The following is a 13,611-nucleotide window of genomic DNA, read 5'->3' on the forward strand; positions in this document are numbered from 1 at the left end:
AGCCACGTGGACAGCGCGGCGGCGTTGTCGCGCGCCATGGTGTCGGGACTCTGCGCAGAGGCCTTGCGGAGCTGCAGAAGGACGGGACGGACTACGGTGCCGTTCCTTCGAGGGGCGGCTGGTGTGTGCGACGCGGTCATGGGATCTCGCCTCCGGGGCCGTGATATCGCGCCAAGCCTAGTGAACATACAGCGGGTGCACTGCTGGTGCCGGGCGATACTGGGTCGATGACCTCCCGCAGCGCGACCCGCCAGCATCCCGCCGACGAACGCCGCGCGCGGGTCGCGGTCGTCGGCATGGGGCCGCGCGGCACTGCGGTGCTGGAGCGGCTCGTGGCCGCCTCCTCCACGTCGACCTGGCAGGGCCAGGTCGACGTCCACATCATCGATCCGCACGTCGGCCTCGGCGGCGCCGTGTGGCGGTACGACCAGTCGCCTGTGCTTTTGATGAACACCGCGACCAGCCAGACCACCCAGTATCCCGATGAGAGCTGCCACCCGATCCTCCCGGTGCCGCACCGAGAGACCCTCGCTGACCATGCCGCGGTGGCAGGCATCGCCGCTGCTGAGTGCGCGCCACGAGCCGCCTTCGGTCGCTACCTCGCTCACGTTCTCGAGCAGGCCGAGCACGAGGCCGACCCGACGCGGCTGCGCATCCATCGCCACAGCAGCGAGGTGATCGACGCGACCGGCGATGCCGACGGCTCACAGTTGCTACTCCTTGCCGACGGGACCCGCCTGTCCGTCGACGCCGCCGCCTTCGCCCTGGGGCACCTGCCCACCGCCCACGGGCCGCGCTCTCGCCAGTACGCGGAAGCTGCGCGGCGCCACGGCCTCGTGCACATCGGACCCGCCAACCCTCTCGACGTCGACTACACGAGTCTGCTCGGTCGTGAGCGCATCGCCGTGCAGGGGCTGGGCCTGAACTTCTACGACGCGATCGGCATGCTCACCCACGTGGCCGGCGGCCGCTTCGTACCGGATACATCCGCCCCCAGCGGTCTGCGCTACCTGCCCGGCGGCAGTGAGCCGACGCTGCTGGTGGGCTCGCGCTCCGGCATGCTCTACCGGCCCAAGCCTGAGCTGCCCGGCATATTGCCCGAGCCGTACACGCCGCAGGTCCTCACCGGTGAGCGCGTCATGGACCTCGCTGTGCGTGCCGACGGCGTGGATCATCACCGTGATGTGCGGCCCCTGATGGTCGCCGAGCTGTCTCGTGCGCTCACCCAGGCCGGGCACCACAAGCTGGCCGAAGAGCAGACGTTGATGGCCCTGCTGTACCCCCACGGCCGCGGCGGTGGCGCTGTGCCTGATGCGCATGCGATGAGTGTCGACGTGCTGCAGCAGGCGCTCGAGGCCAGCGCCGGCACCCCGGACCGGCCCGGGCCCGATCCGGCCTGGCTGCTGATCTTCCGTGTGCTCACCGCCCTGCGTATCCAGATCAATCGCCTGGCGGGACTCGGCGCCTACACCACCGACTCGCTCGTCGCTGACGTCGACGGTCAGCTGAAGAACGCCTTCGCCTCGTGGGCCTCCGGACCGCCCGTGCTGCGGGTGAGGCAGGTGCTCGCGCTCGCCGAGGCCGGTCTGCTCGAATTCACCGGCCCCGGTATGCGCCTGGAGATCGATGATGAGAAGGGATGCTTCCTCGCCGGGGCAGGGGAGCGGCGCCTGTCCTGTGACGGCCTGCTGGAGGCACACTTGCCGCCGGTGGACCTCTCCGGTTCGGCGAGTCCGCTGCTGCGTGCGTGGAGGGAACGCCGCGAGATTCGGCGCGATCACTGGGACGCGCGTGGGCCCCGACAGGTCGCCACCGGATCGATCGCCGTGGACGGTCTGTACGCCCCGATCGGGGCCGACGGGCGGGTGTACGAGCGCCGCCTGATGCTCGGGGTTCCCGTCTCCACAGCGCAGCCCGGTTCGCAGATCTCGGCCCAGCCCGGCACCGGTGCGCAGCTCCTGGTCAACGCAGAAGCGGTTGCCGTGCGGCTCGCCCATGCCGCCGGGGTCCTCTGAGGTCAGCCTCGGGAGCGCCGCCGGAGCACGACAGAGCCCGCCCCAGCGGGACGGGCTCTCACGCAGGTCTGATGAGACCAGGCCAGCACGCTCACGCGAACCACTGGGTGGGTGGGCCCAGGCTCACCAGCACCGAGAACACCACCGCGACCACCACGAGAGCAACCACACTGGACAGCACCGGACGGCGCAGCGCGATTGCGACGAGCGACTCGATCGGACCCGTCGGCTGATCCTCGCGCAGCCGCCAGGTAGAGCCGAGCAGGCCCCGACGCTCGGCCCACCGCTCGAAGGGGATCGTCAGGTACGGCACGATCGCGGAGCCCAGACCCAGCAGGATCCGGCCCACGCCCCAGCGGCCATCGATGCCCACCAGCACCGTCACAACGCAGTAGGCGAGGAACACAAAACCGTGCAGGCCACCGCCGATCCGCACGCCGAGCTCCGTGACCTGCAGACCGTACTTCAGGACCATGCCGAAGATCAGCAGAGTCCAGGTGATCGTCTCGCCGAGTGCCAGCAGCCGGTACAGGCGGCGCGGCGCAGAGAACACGGAGCGGCGGGTGCGGGCGTCCGACGGCGCTGAGGCCGCGGCGGACGGGGCAGGGGAGGTCGTCATGCCTCTATCCTGCCCAGCGTGCCTGGAGATCGCCTCCATCGAACGATGGATCCTGCTCACAGCGGTGCCATGATGGACGCATGAGCTCCGCACCCCATCCCGCAGCAGCACTGGAACCCCACGCCGACATCGTCGACCTCACCGCGGCGATCGTCGACATCGAATCCGTCTCCGGGAACGAGCGGAGTCTGGCCGACGCCATCGAGCAGGCCCTGCGCACCCATGGCAGCCACCTCGAGGTGATCCGCGACGGCGACACGATCATCGCCCGCACCCAGTACGGCCACGACTCGCGCGTGGTCATCGCCGGGCACCTCGACACCGTTCCTGTCGCCGACAACCTTCCCTCCTCCCGCCGCGAGGGCGAGCACGGCGAAGAGCTCGTCGGCCGTGGCACCTGCGACATGAAGGGCGGTGTCGCCGTCATGCTCGCCCTGGCCGTCCACGAGCACCGTGAGCCGCGCGACATCACCTGGATCTTCTACGACCACGAAGAAGTCGAGGCCACCAAGAACTCGCTCACCCGGATCGCGCGCGAGCACCCCGAATACCTCGCAGGTGACGTCGCGATCCTCGGCGAACCCACCTCCGGTGCTGTCGAAGGCGGATGCAAGGGCACCATGAAACTCGAGGTCACCGCTCGCGGCATCGCCGCCCACTCAGCCCGCGACTGGGTGGGGGACAACGCCATCCACAAGCTCGCCCCCGTGCTGGAGCGTCTTGCCTCTTATGAGGCCCGCACCGCGGTCATCGACGGCCTTGAGTACTGCGAATGCCTCAACGTCGTGTCGATCAGCGGAGGCATCGCCGGCAACGTCATCCCCGACCATGCGCAGGCACTGATCAACTATCGCTTCGCCCCTGACACCAGCTGCGCGCAGGCTGAGGCCCACGTGCGGGAGCTGCTGGACGGCCTCGACGTGGAGATCGCCGTCGTGGACCAGGCCGAAGGTGCGTTGCCTGGCCTGGACACGCCCGCGGCGGCGGCCTTGCTCGCCGCACTCGGAGACAGCGTCGAGATCCGCGCCAAACAGGGATGGACCGACGTCGCCCGCTTCAGCGCGCTCGGCACCCCGGCGATCAACTTCGGTCCTGGAGACCCGCTGCTGGCCCACACCGAGGACGAGCATGTCCCCGTCAGCGACCTGCGCGAGGTGCTCGCCGCACTCGGACGATTCCTCGGCAGCGCGGCTACGCTCAAGGCATGAGCGAGAACAACCATCGCAGAGGCCACCGCAAAGGCCCCATCACGCTGCGCGGTGCGCAGCGGCCCGACCGCACCACCGACCAGCGTCTGCTGGAGGAGGACGCCCCCGGCGACTGGGTGCACTCCGACCCGTGGCGGGTGCTGCGGATCCAGGCGGAGTTCGTCGAGGGCTTCGGCGCGCTCGCCGAACTGGGCCCGGCCATCTCGATCTTCGGCTCCGCCCGTCTACGTGAAGGCAGCGAACAGTACGAGCTCGCCCGCGAGATCGCCGCGGGCATCGTTGGCCTCGGGTATGCCGTGATCACCGGCGGCGGCCCCGGCATCATGGAGGCAGGCAACCGCGGCGCGAGCGACGCCGGCGGAGTCTCCGTGGGGCTCGGCATTGAGCTGCCCCATGAGCAGGGCATGAATGAGTTCGTGGATCTGGGCGTGGACTTCCGGTACTTCTTCGCCCGCAAGACCATGTTCGTGAAGTACTCCAGCGGTTTCGTCGTGATGCCCGGCGGGTTCGGCACCATGGACGAGCTGTTCGAGGCGCTCTGCCTGATGCAGACCCACAAGATCACCATGTTCCCCGTGCTCCTTGTGGGCAGCCACTACTGGAACGGGCTGCTGGAGTGGATGCGCACGGCGATGGTCGAGGGCGGCATGATCAGCCCCGGTGATATCGACCTCGTGCGCGTTGTCGATACGGCGCAGGAAGCCATCGATGCACTGCGCGAGGCTGCCGGGGACGTCAGCCCCCGACCATGACAGCGGTCAGTGCGATGGTCCTGCTTCTCCTCGGGACCGCAGGTGTGGTGGCCGTGCTCGGCGTGCTCACCGCGCTCGGACGCGGCGGAGACGGCATCGACGTTCCGCCCCGGCCTCCCCGGACACGACGTCGGCACCGCGCCCGGACGCCCCGTCGTAGGACCTGAGATACTAGGGGAGTCCATGTGCTGGCCCGACCCTCGGTCGGGAGGGATGACCGGGGCCAGCGACACAACACAGGAGGCACCATGGCTGCTATGAAGCCGCGCACAGGGGATGGACCGCTCGAGGTGGTCGAGGAAGGTCGCGCCATCATCATGCGCGTCCCGCTCGAGGGTGGCGGCCGCCTGGTCGTCGAGATCAACGAGGACGAGGTGACGGCGCTGCGCGACGCTCTGGACGGTGTCCGGAAGGCCTGACGCCTCTCGCACGGTCCGCACCGGCCTAGACAGGCACGACCCCGCATCCGGGTTGCCCGGGGCGGGGTCGTTGCGTATCACATGGCGTTTCAGGGACGCAGCACAGCGGCGAGAACACCGTCACCGCTGCCGGTGAGCGCTGCGACCAGATCCTCTGACTCCTGGACCGAACGCAACAGAGCGCGCACCGACTGTGTGGTGGCGTCGCGGGCTGTCGGATCCGCCACCCGGTCGTGGTACAGCGCGTGGGGGAGCACCAGGACGCCCCCCGGCCGCAGCAGCCGGCGGGCATGGTCGAGCAGTTCCACGGCATGCGGCGCATGTGCCGGGAAACTCACCAGGTCGTAGGCGTGATCTGTGAGCCGACCGATAACATCACGCGGCTGACCCGCGATCGTGCGCACCCGGGCCGGCCGGATGCCGGCCTCGTTGAAGGCGAGCCGTGCCGCTCGCTGATTCTCGACCTCGGGGTCGATCGTCGTGAGCACACCGTCGGCCGCCATCCCAGCCAACAGATACAGGGATCCCACCCCGGAGCCGGTACCGATCTCAACGGCAGCGCGAGCCCCCACCGAGGCCGCGAGCAGACGCAGCACGGCGCCAGCGCCCGGCAGCACCGGATCGGCCCCCAGCTCGGCACCGCGCTCACGGGCCCGGGCGAGCACGCCGTCATCGGCGTACAGGGTCTGCTCGTCGATGAACTCCTCGCCAAAGGACCACCCGGCCACCTTGCCCGACACCATGTGCCACAGCCTCCTTCGGCCGCTGGGCGACCCTCGACGTTCACGCGGCCGCGAGCGCTCATGCACAGCAGCTGCACGGCCTCCGCGGATCCGAATACCCAGAGTACGTCAGCTCGGGTCGCATACGGCGCGGCACCCAGGTGCGCTCTGCCATAATGGCCGCTGAGTCGGAGCGGATCAGGCTCCGCGAATGGACACGAGACCGGCCCGGGTGCCGATGAGGACGGTGACGCTCTGTGAGCTTCATTCCCAGTGGCTGGGAGTTCTTCGTCCTGATCATCGTGTTCCTGCTCATCGTGGGTCCGCAGCGCATGCCGGAGTACACGCGCAATGTGATGCAGTGGGTGCGGCGCACGCGGCGCTGGGTGGAGGACTCCCGCGCCACGGTCGAGGACGAGATGGGTATCGCCATCGACGACCTGCGTAAATACGACCCCCGTCAGTACGATCCGCGTCGTATCATCCGCGAGGCCTGGGGCGATACGAGCCTGGATGACCTGATGCCGTCCAAAGAGTCGATGACGGTCGCTGCAGGCGGAGCCGCTGCTGGCGGAGCCGCTGCCGCGTCTCGCAAGGTGTCCTCCAGCTCATCGAGCTCGACGAGCTCGAAGAAGGACGAGGGCCCTCAGCGGGCCCCCTTCGACCCCGAGGCCACCTGAGGACAGCCCGAGGCGTTAGGAACGCCGCACCGCCAGCGGCAACGACATGCCCCCGAGCCCGCGCGGCTGATGGGTCAGCTCATGCGCAACCCGCCGCAGCTCCGCCGCCGCCGGATCTTCGGGGCTGGAGACCACGAGCGGCACTCCCGCGTCAGCGCCCTCACGCAGCGCGGGCTCCAACGGAATCCGACCCACCACCGGCACATCACGCCCCGACGCCTCACTGAGGGACGCCGCCACCCGGTCCCCGCCGCCGGTGCCGAACACATCCAGCACGGAGCCGTCCGGCAAAGTCAGCCCGGCCATGTTCTCCACCACCCCGGCGATCTCCTGCTCGGTTGAGCGCGCCAACGAACCGACCCGCTCTGCCACAGACGCAGCGGACTGCTGCGGGGTGGTCACCACCAGCATGCGCGCTGTCGGCAGCAGCTGCGCCACCGAGATCGCGACGTCACCTGTTCCGGGCGGCAGGTCCAGCAGTAGCACATCCAGGTCGCCCCAGAACACGTCGGCAGCGAACTGCTCGATCGCGCGATGCATTTTCGGGCCGCGCCATACGACCGCTTGCCCCTCGGGCACGAACATGCCGATGCTCATCACCGACACGCCGTGCGCCGTCGGCGGCATCAGCAGGTCGCCCACCTTTGTGGGCCGGTCAGCCACGCCGAACATGCCGGGCATGGAGAAGCCGTGGATGTCGGCGTCGATGACGCCCACCCTGAGGCCCTGGGCTGCCATTGCGGCCGCCAGGTTCGCGGTCACGGTCGACTTGCCCACGCCGCCTTTCCCGGAGCACACCGCGAAGATCCGCGTCAGCGTGCCGGGCTGGTTGAAGGGGATCTGGCGTCGGCCCTGGCGCAGTCGGGCGGTGAGCTCGGAACGCTGCTGCTCGGTCATCGCCTCGGACTCCACACGCACCGCAGACAGCCCCGGCACGGTGGCGGTGGCCTCGGCGGCGTCGCGCTCGATTCGATCCCGCATCGGGCAGCCTGCGATCGTCACGAGAACGGTCACGTGCGCAGTGTCATCCGCGTCGATACGAACGTCTCCGACCATGCCGAGCTCGGTGATGGGCCGACGGATCTCCGGATCGATCACAGAGCCGAGCGCCTCATGGATGCGCGCGATACGCGGATCCTGCGCCGACTCCTGGGACGCGGAGCCGTCGGGGCGGGATGCGGGGGACTGCGGGGCGGTCACCGAGACGGGTCCTCCTGATCGGTGTGGATCGGCTGGTCGGTCGGGTTCTGCGGGAGGGGTGTGGCCTGTGGGTCGCGTTCGGCGAGTGCCGCCCGCACCTCCTCGCGCAGCAGGGCACGCAGCACCGCGTGATGCTCGCGGCTCGTCGGCACTGCATCCGAGGCGTCGGGCGCCCCATCGTGCTGCCGATAGCTCTCGGTGGTCTCCGGCTGCTCGAGGTTCTCCGCCTCGAGCTCCTCGAGCAGGGTGCGTAGCTCGCCGCGGACGAAGTCGCGCGTGGCCACGTCATTCAGGGCGATGCGCAGCGAGGCGATCTCGCGGGTGATGAAGTCTGTGGTGGCGTGGTTGCGCTCCGCGGACTGGCGGTCCTGCTCCAGCTGGACGCGGTCGCGGTCATCCTGACGGTTCTGCGCCAGCAGCAGCAGGGGCGCCGCGTACGAGGCCTGCAGGGACAGGATGAGCGTGAGCAGGGTGTAGTTCAGCGCCCGCGGGTCGAACTGGGCCTCTTCCGGCAGGAACGTGTTCCAGCCCAGCCAGACGGCGCAGAAGATGGTCATGCCCACAAGGAAGCCGGGCGTACCCATCAGGCGGGCGAACGCTTCGGCGCCGCGACCGAAGGCGTCCCCGCGCAGCGGATGGGGCAGAGAGAACCGGTGGCGTCCGCGAGGCGCGGGGTCATCCAGCGGGCTTGGTGCGCGGTCAGCCATTGGTCACTCTCCCTTCGCCGTCGTGCGGTCGGTGCCGCGGGCGATCTCGGCCAGATCGATCTGGCCGGTGGTGGGCGCGGGCTCATCCATCTCGCGCCAGTCCTCCGGCAGCACATGGTCAAGCACGTCGTCCACGGTCACCGCGCCCAACAGATGCCCGTCCTCATCCACCACCGGCAGAGACACCAGGTTGTAGGTGGCCATCTCGCGGGTGAGCTCGCCCAGCTGGGTGGTGGGCGGCACAGCGTGGCTCTCCCGATCGAGGATCTCGCCGACGGCACGGTCCGGCCTTGCACGCAGCAGCAACTGGAAGTGGACGATCCCGAGCAGCCGACCCGTCGGCGTCTCCAACGGCGAGCGGCACACGTGCACCGTCGAGGCCTGCGCGGCAGGCAGCTCCTCACGGCTGATCATGGCCAGGCAGTGCGCCACCGACGCTTCGGGTGGAACGATCAGCGGCTCGGTGGTCATCATGCCGCCGGCGGTGTACTCGTCGTAGGCGAGCAAGCGGCGCACATCCTCCGCTTCCTCCGGCTCCATCAGACCCAGCAGATGCTCCGCCACAGGCTCGGGCAATTCCTGCACCAGGTCGGCGGCGTCGTCGGGGTCCATCTCATCGAGCACGTCGGCCGCGCGATGGGATTCCAGGCCCGTGAGCACCTCGATCGCGGTGTCCTCCGGGAGCTCCTCGAGCGCGTCGGCCAGTCGCTCATCCGACAGTTCATCAGCCAGTTCGATGCGGCGTTTGGACTCCAGCTCCTGGATCACTTCGGCGAGATCCGCGGGCTTGAGGTCCTGGTAGGAGGCGGCGAGCAGGGCAGCGGACTGCTCTGCCTGAGTGCCCCACAGCCCGGTGACCTCGTCCCACGAGACCGTGAGCGTCTCGCCGCGGGAGACCCACCGGCCAAGGCCCCCACGGCCGCGCCGCTGCAGGTGCAGACGGGAGATCTCCCAGCCGCGCCGACGGGTGTGGTCCAGGGCCACATCCTGCACCGAAGCCGACGAGGAGTCCTCCTTCAGCGTGACCACGCGATCGAGCAGATCGCCGATCACCAGCAGCTCTGCGGAGCGCTTCTCGAAGCGACGCAGGTTCAGCAGCCCTGAGGAGATCACCTGTCCCGGCGAGATCGACGTGACGCGGGTGACGGGCATGAACACGCGCCGCTTGCCCGGCACCTCCACCACGAAGCCGACCGCTCGGGCGGGTGTGCGCGGTTGCGGCACCACCACGACATCTCGGATGGTGCCGACGCGATCGCCGATCGGATCGAACACCGAGGTGCCGACCAGACGTGCCGCATAGAAGCGCTGCTGCTGGGAACTCACGGGACCAGGGTAGTGCTCCCGCTCTGGCCAGGTCCTCAGTCAGCCCGCGTGAGAGATGCCATCCACGCCTCGACCTCCGCGACAGTGCGCGGGGCGCGGGCGGAGAGGTTCTCCACGCCATCCTCGGTCACCAGCACGTCATCCTCGATCCGTACGCCGATCCCGCGCATCTCCTCGGGCACCAGCAGATCGTTCTCCTTGAAGTACAGGCCGGGCTCAATGGTGAAGACCATGCCGGGACGCAGCTCGGCGTCCAGATACATCTCCCGGCGCGCCTTCGCGCAGTCGTGCACATCCATGCCCAGGTGGTGGCTCGTGCCGTGCACCATCCAGCGGCGGTGCCACTGGCCGCTCGGCGCAAGCGATTCCTGTGCGGTCCCCGGCAGCAGCCCCCACTCCTCGAGGTGGCCAGCGACGACCTCCATCGCGGTGGCGTGCAGGTCACGGAACTTCAGGCCCGGCTTCGCGACCGCGAACACGGCATCGGCTGCCTCCAGGACCGCTTCATAGATGCGGCGCTGAACGGGGGAGAAGGTGCCGTTGATAGGCAGAGTGCGAGTGACATCCGCTGTGTACAGCGAATCCACTTCCACGCCGGCGTCGATCAGCACCAGATCACCCTCGCGCACCGAGCCGTCGTTGCGGATCCAGTGGAGGGTGCACGCGTGGTCGCCGGCGGCTGCGATCGTGTCATAGCCAACGCCGTTCCCGTCGGCGCGCGCAGTGCGGGCGAACACACCCTCGATCACACGTTCGCCGCGGTGGTGAGCCACGGCCTCGGGCAGGTGGCGCACCACGTTCTCGAAGCCATCGATGGTGGCGTCCACGGCTGTGCGCATCTGCGCGATTTCGTAGCCATCCTTGATCAGGCGCTGCTCACTGGCGACCTCGTGCAGCCGGTCGTTCTCGCGTTCCGCGTCCGCGCCACCGGGCAGACCGTTCTGCTCCCGGATCTCGGCGACCATCGCCTCCACGGACGCGTCCACCTGCGGCATCACCGCAAGGGACAGAGAACCGCCGACGTCTTTGGCCAGATGATCGCGCAGCTCGTCAATATGGCGGCATTCAATGCCAAGTCGCTGAGCGTTCTCGGCCAGGGTGGGCCGACGCCCCACCCACATCTCGCCGTAACGGGAGTCGGCGTAGAACTCGGAGGTGTCGAAACCGGCGCGCGGGCGGAAGAAGTAGGTTGCTGTGGCGGTGTGGGGGTCCTCGGCCGACGGCTCCACCACGAGCACACTGTCCGGCTCCTCATCCGCCTGCAGACCGCCGTAGTAGGCGAAGGCGGTGTCCGGACGGAACGGATAGTCGGTGTCGTTGGAGCGGACCTTCAATACGCCGGCGGGCAACACGAGACGGGTGGCGGGCAGGGCACGCACCAGGGCGTCGCGACGTGCCGGGGTGTAGTCCGCGACCTCTCGCCGTGCGGCATCGGGCACGGTCTCATCCCAGTTGCCGGAGATGAAATCGCGGAACTCGTCATTGGTGGGGCGCTGCGAACGCGAATCGCCGCGTGAGGCCAGTTCCTCTGCTGTGGGGCCCGGCGTCGATGCCGGGGCCGACGGTGCGGAGGTGGTGTCCCTGCCGGTCGAGGTCTGCGCCTGCTCGGTGCTGCGGGCCTGCGCTGCGGTGGTGGTGTTCTGGGTGCTGTCGGTGCTCTCGGTGTTCACGCCCGCCATGCTCTCACGTGCATCTGAGCTGGGCATGATTGGTGATGCCGAGGCGGGCTGGGGCGAGCGCTCTAGGCTCGACCTCATCAACGATGAGGAGGCCGCGATGTGCGGGAGGTTCGTTCTCGACTACGACTAGGCGGGGCTGCTCCACGCCTCCGTCGCCACCAAGGCTGATCGCGAGGGCCCGGACTGGTCTCCGGTCTTCTCCATCGCCCCGTCCACGCTCGTTCCCGTCGTGCGCGAGCACTTCGACGACGGCGGCGAGCTCGTGCGCACTGGAGCCGGCTCACTGGGGTCTGCGTCCCTCGTGGGCCAAGGAGAAGGGCCTGCGGCCGATCAACGCCCGCTACGAGACGGTGACGACCAACGGCATGTTCCGCGGCTCGTTCTCCTCGCAGCGCGTCGTCGTGCCGATGACCGGCTACTACGAGTGGGGCGAGCAGGAGGACGGCACCAAGCAACCCTACTTTGTGCACCCCAAGGACGGCGGCCTGCTGAACGCTGCCGGCCTCTCTGCCGCGCGGAGGTCCGAGGACGGCGAGTCTTGGGACATCACCTTCACGATCATCACCCGCGAGGCCAAGGATGCCGCCGGCGAGGTCCACGACCGCATGCCCGCCTACCTCCCGGACGACAAGCTGGGGGAGTGGCTCGCCCCCGGCAAGCTCGACGACGACGAGAAGGCGGACCTCTACCAGGGACTCGGCGAGGTCTCCGAGGAGATCGCTGCGACCTTCGTGACCCACCCGGTCAGCCGCGAGGTCAACAACGCCCGAAAGGTCGACCGCACGGACCCCTCGCTCATCGAGCCTGTCGAGCTCGACTGACGCGGGCCGGCCACCCCACCGACCGGGAGATGAACTGATGAACAGCGTCACGGTCCACGCCACTCGTTGGGAGCTTACGCTCGGCGACGACGTCGTCACGCAGGCCCACGATCTCGCCGAGGCGGGCCAGCAGGTCCGCGACTACCTCGACACGGTGGATCCCTCGACGGACCACAGCCTGTGGGTGGTCTCGGTGGTCACTGATGGCTGGTAAGTGGGGTGGGCGCGTTCGCCGCCCTCACGTCGCGCCTCTTTTGGGCACTCGTTGCGAGGGCGGCGAATCAGTGCGTTACCGGACGTCCAGTCTGGATGGACCATCCGCGGACAGGCGAAACTACTCCCGCGCTTGCCGCAGCCTAACCTCGGCAATCAGCACAATGATGATCCCAATGGTCGGCAGTATTGTGACGAAGGCCGGTGGATGGATTACGCCAAGGAAGGTGAGTACTCCCAGGAGAATCCCGATGGCTACAAGTATGTATCCTATTGGTCGAAGGCTTCGCATTGACCAATCCTTTCTTGGCGCGGATTAAGCGGGTCAGGCGAAGGGGTTGCACCCGCCATGCCCGGTGAGCAGCCAGTACCAGGTCACGCAGCCGTCCTCTTCGGCGCACATCCCGATGATTCCACTTGCGGCAGCGAGTGCGGTCGCGACGACTCCGCCGGCGATACCCCCTACAGCGGTTTCGGACGTCGCGAGGCCGATGCCTCCGGCAATGGCGGAGGCCGTAGCGGTCCCCGCGGTGATCTTGCCGGCAAGGTAGCTGTCGAAGTGGATCTTAAGGCCGTACCAGTGGCCCGAGATGGATCCGTGTAGATGCTCTTGCCGCCGGCCTGGGGCGTGATGGCTCCGCTGGTACTTCCGGCCCCGACACTCTCGTTCCAGTCCTCGACAGCCTTGCGCACCTCGTCGGTGGCGGATGGGCCGAGTTCACGTTCGGCGGCCGCTTCGTCCAGCTCGTAGGCCGTGCCGTTCTGGGTAACGAACTTGTCGGCAGCGGCAATCTGCTCGTCCGTGAGGTCGAGGGTTGCAGACTTTCCTGTCGCGCTCTTGCCTTGCGGGAGGGGCTGCGTCGGTGAGGCTGAGGCCGAGGTGGTAGTCCCGGTGCCGACCAGGGCTACGGCCAACGCGCCTCCCCCCAGTACAAAAGCGCGTCTGCGATCGACGTTCAGTTCAGCAAAAATGGACATTTCCATTCATCCCCTCGGTTTGACTGCATGGCGGCCCCATTCCGCCATCTCCATCGGGGCGCAAGCAGGCTATGTACGGCTAAAGAGTGAGTCAAATCGCAGCCGTCGCTCCTGATGTCTTCGGGTCCCTACCGGGATGCTCGTCCCCTTCGTCTCGCGTTATGGCGAACGCAGAGTTGTAGGCGGAGGTGGGGCGGGGAGGTGTGCGCTTGTGTATTGACCCGAGCAGCGCTCGTCGCGGACGAGGCGGCGGCTAAGCGAGGCATCCTGCC

14 protein-coding genes are annotated in these 13,611 nt (G+C 68.4%); 8 read left to right on the forward strand and 6 right to left on the reverse strand.

The window, feature by feature from the left end; translation table 11 throughout:
• Nucleotides 1–227 precede the first annotated feature (227 nt).
• Complete coding sequence (locus C8271_RS04985; protein ID WP_106506375.1) at nt 228–2,015, forward strand: FAD/NAD(P)-binding protein; 1,788 nt, start codon at nt 228–230, stop codon at nt 2,013–2,015.
• A gap of 91 nt (nt 2,016–2,106) precedes the next feature.
• Here the strand turns inward: C8271_RS04985 and C8271_RS04990 are convergent, their stop codons facing one another.
• Complete coding sequence (locus C8271_RS04990; RefSeq protein ID WP_106506376.1) at nt 2,107–2,634, reverse strand: DUF3817 domain-containing protein; 528 nt, start codon at nt 2,632–2,634, stop codon at nt 2,107–2,109.
• A gap of 80 nt (nt 2,635–2,714) precedes the next feature.
• Here C8271_RS04990 and dapE point away from each other — a divergent pair, with 80 nt between their 5' ends.
• The 3 genes from dapE (at nt 2,715) to C8271_RS05005 (ending at nt 5,013) form a co-directional block, all read left to right on the forward strand.
• On the forward strand, nt 2,715–3,842 hold the full coding sequence (dapE, locus tag C8271_RS04995) for a succinyl-diaminopimelate desuccinylase (RefSeq protein WP_106506377.1): 1,128 nt from the start codon (nt 2,715–2,717) through the stop codon (nt 3,840–3,842).
• Nucleotides 3,839–4,594 carry an LOG family protein gene (locus C8271_RS05000; RefSeq protein WP_106506378.1) on the forward strand — a complete coding sequence of 252 codons (756 nt, stop codon included), beginning with the start codon at nt 3,839–3,841 and terminating at the stop codon, nt 4,592–4,594. The genes dapE and C8271_RS05000 overlap by 4 nt, the downstream gene beginning before the upstream one ends.
• Before the next feature lie 248 nt (nt 4,595–4,842).
• Nucleotides 4,843–5,013: a DUF3117 domain-containing protein gene (locus C8271_RS05005; protein ID WP_106506379.1), complete on the forward strand. Its 171-nt coding sequence runs from the start codon at nt 4,843–4,845 to the stop codon at nt 5,011–5,013.
• Between the two features lie 89 nt (nt 5,014–5,102).
• On the opposite strand, the gene C8271_RS05010 is transcribed toward C8271_RS05005, so the two are convergent.
• On the reverse strand, nt 5,103–5,756 hold the full coding sequence (locus C8271_RS05010; RefSeq protein WP_106506380.1) for an O-methyltransferase: 654 nt from the start codon (nt 5,754–5,756) through the stop codon (nt 5,103–5,105).
• A 236-nt stretch (nt 5,757–5,992) separates the two neighbouring features.
• Here C8271_RS05010 and C8271_RS05015 point away from each other — a divergent pair, with 236 nt between their 5' ends.
• On the forward strand, nt 5,993–6,415 hold the full coding sequence (locus tag C8271_RS05015; protein WP_106506381.1) for a twin-arginine translocase TatA/TatE family subunit: 423 nt from the start codon (nt 5,993–5,995) through the stop codon (nt 6,413–6,415).
• Nucleotides 6,416–6,430: 15 nt separating this feature from the next.
• Here C8271_RS05015 and C8271_RS05020 read toward each other — a convergent pair whose 3' ends face one another.
• Genes C8271_RS05020 through C8271_RS05035 form a run of 4 tightly spaced genes read right to left on the reverse strand, consistent with a single transcriptional unit; the run spans nt 6,431 to nt 11,327 of the window.
• Nucleotides 6,431–7,615: a P-loop NTPase gene (locus C8271_RS05020; RefSeq protein WP_106506382.1), complete on the reverse strand. Its 1,185-nt coding sequence runs from the start codon at nt 7,613–7,615 to the stop codon at nt 6,431–6,433.
• Nucleotides 7,612–8,322, reverse strand: coding sequence for a DUF1003 domain-containing protein (locus tag C8271_RS05025; protein ID WP_106506383.1), 711 nt, complete (start codon nt 8,320–8,322; stop codon nt 7,612–7,614). Before C8271_RS05025 ends, C8271_RS05020 begins: the two co-directional genes overlap by 4 nt.
• Before the next feature lie 3 nt (nt 8,323–8,325).
• The gene (locus C8271_RS05030; RefSeq protein ID WP_106506384.1) at nt 8,326–9,648 is read right to left on the reverse strand and encodes a magnesium transporter MgtE N-terminal domain-containing protein; all 1,323 of its coding nucleotides are present in this window, start codon (nt 9,646–9,648) and stop codon (nt 8,326–8,328) included.
• Nucleotides 9,649–9,683: 35 nt separating this feature from the next.
• Nucleotides 9,684–11,327: an aminopeptidase P family protein gene (locus C8271_RS05035; RefSeq protein WP_106506385.1), complete on the reverse strand. Its 1,644-nt coding sequence runs from the start codon at nt 11,325–11,327 to the stop codon at nt 9,684–9,686.
• Here C8271_RS05035 and C8271_RS14285 point away from each other — a divergent pair.
• From C8271_RS14285 to C8271_RS13840, 3 genes are read left to right on the forward strand one after another with little or no spacing between them, the layout of a single operon-like run.
• A complete protein-coding gene (locus C8271_RS14285; protein ID WP_281260380.1) occupies nt 11,326–11,457 on the forward strand; it encodes a hypothetical protein in 132 nt (43 codons plus the stop codon). The two genes, C8271_RS05035 and C8271_RS14285, sit on opposite strands and share 2 nt — an antisense overlap.
• A complete protein-coding gene (locus C8271_RS05040; protein WP_245920908.1) occupies nt 11,411–12,148 on the forward strand; it encodes an SOS response-associated peptidase in 738 nt (245 codons plus the stop codon). Before C8271_RS14285 ends, C8271_RS05040 begins: the two co-directional genes overlap by 47 nt.
• 37 nt (nt 12,149–12,185) lie before the next feature.
• Nucleotides 12,186–12,362: a hypothetical protein gene (locus C8271_RS13840; RefSeq protein ID WP_170957807.1), complete on the forward strand. Its 177-nt coding sequence runs from the start codon at nt 12,186–12,188 to the stop codon at nt 12,360–12,362.
• The last annotated feature ends 1,249 nt before the right edge of the window (nt 12,363–13,611 follow it).

The sequence above is a fragment of the Brachybacterium timonense genome, assembly GCF_900258505.1.
In the GTDB taxonomy this organism is placed as follows: Bacteria; Actinomycetota; Actinomycetes; order Actinomycetales; family Dermabacteraceae; genus Brachybacterium; species Brachybacterium timonense.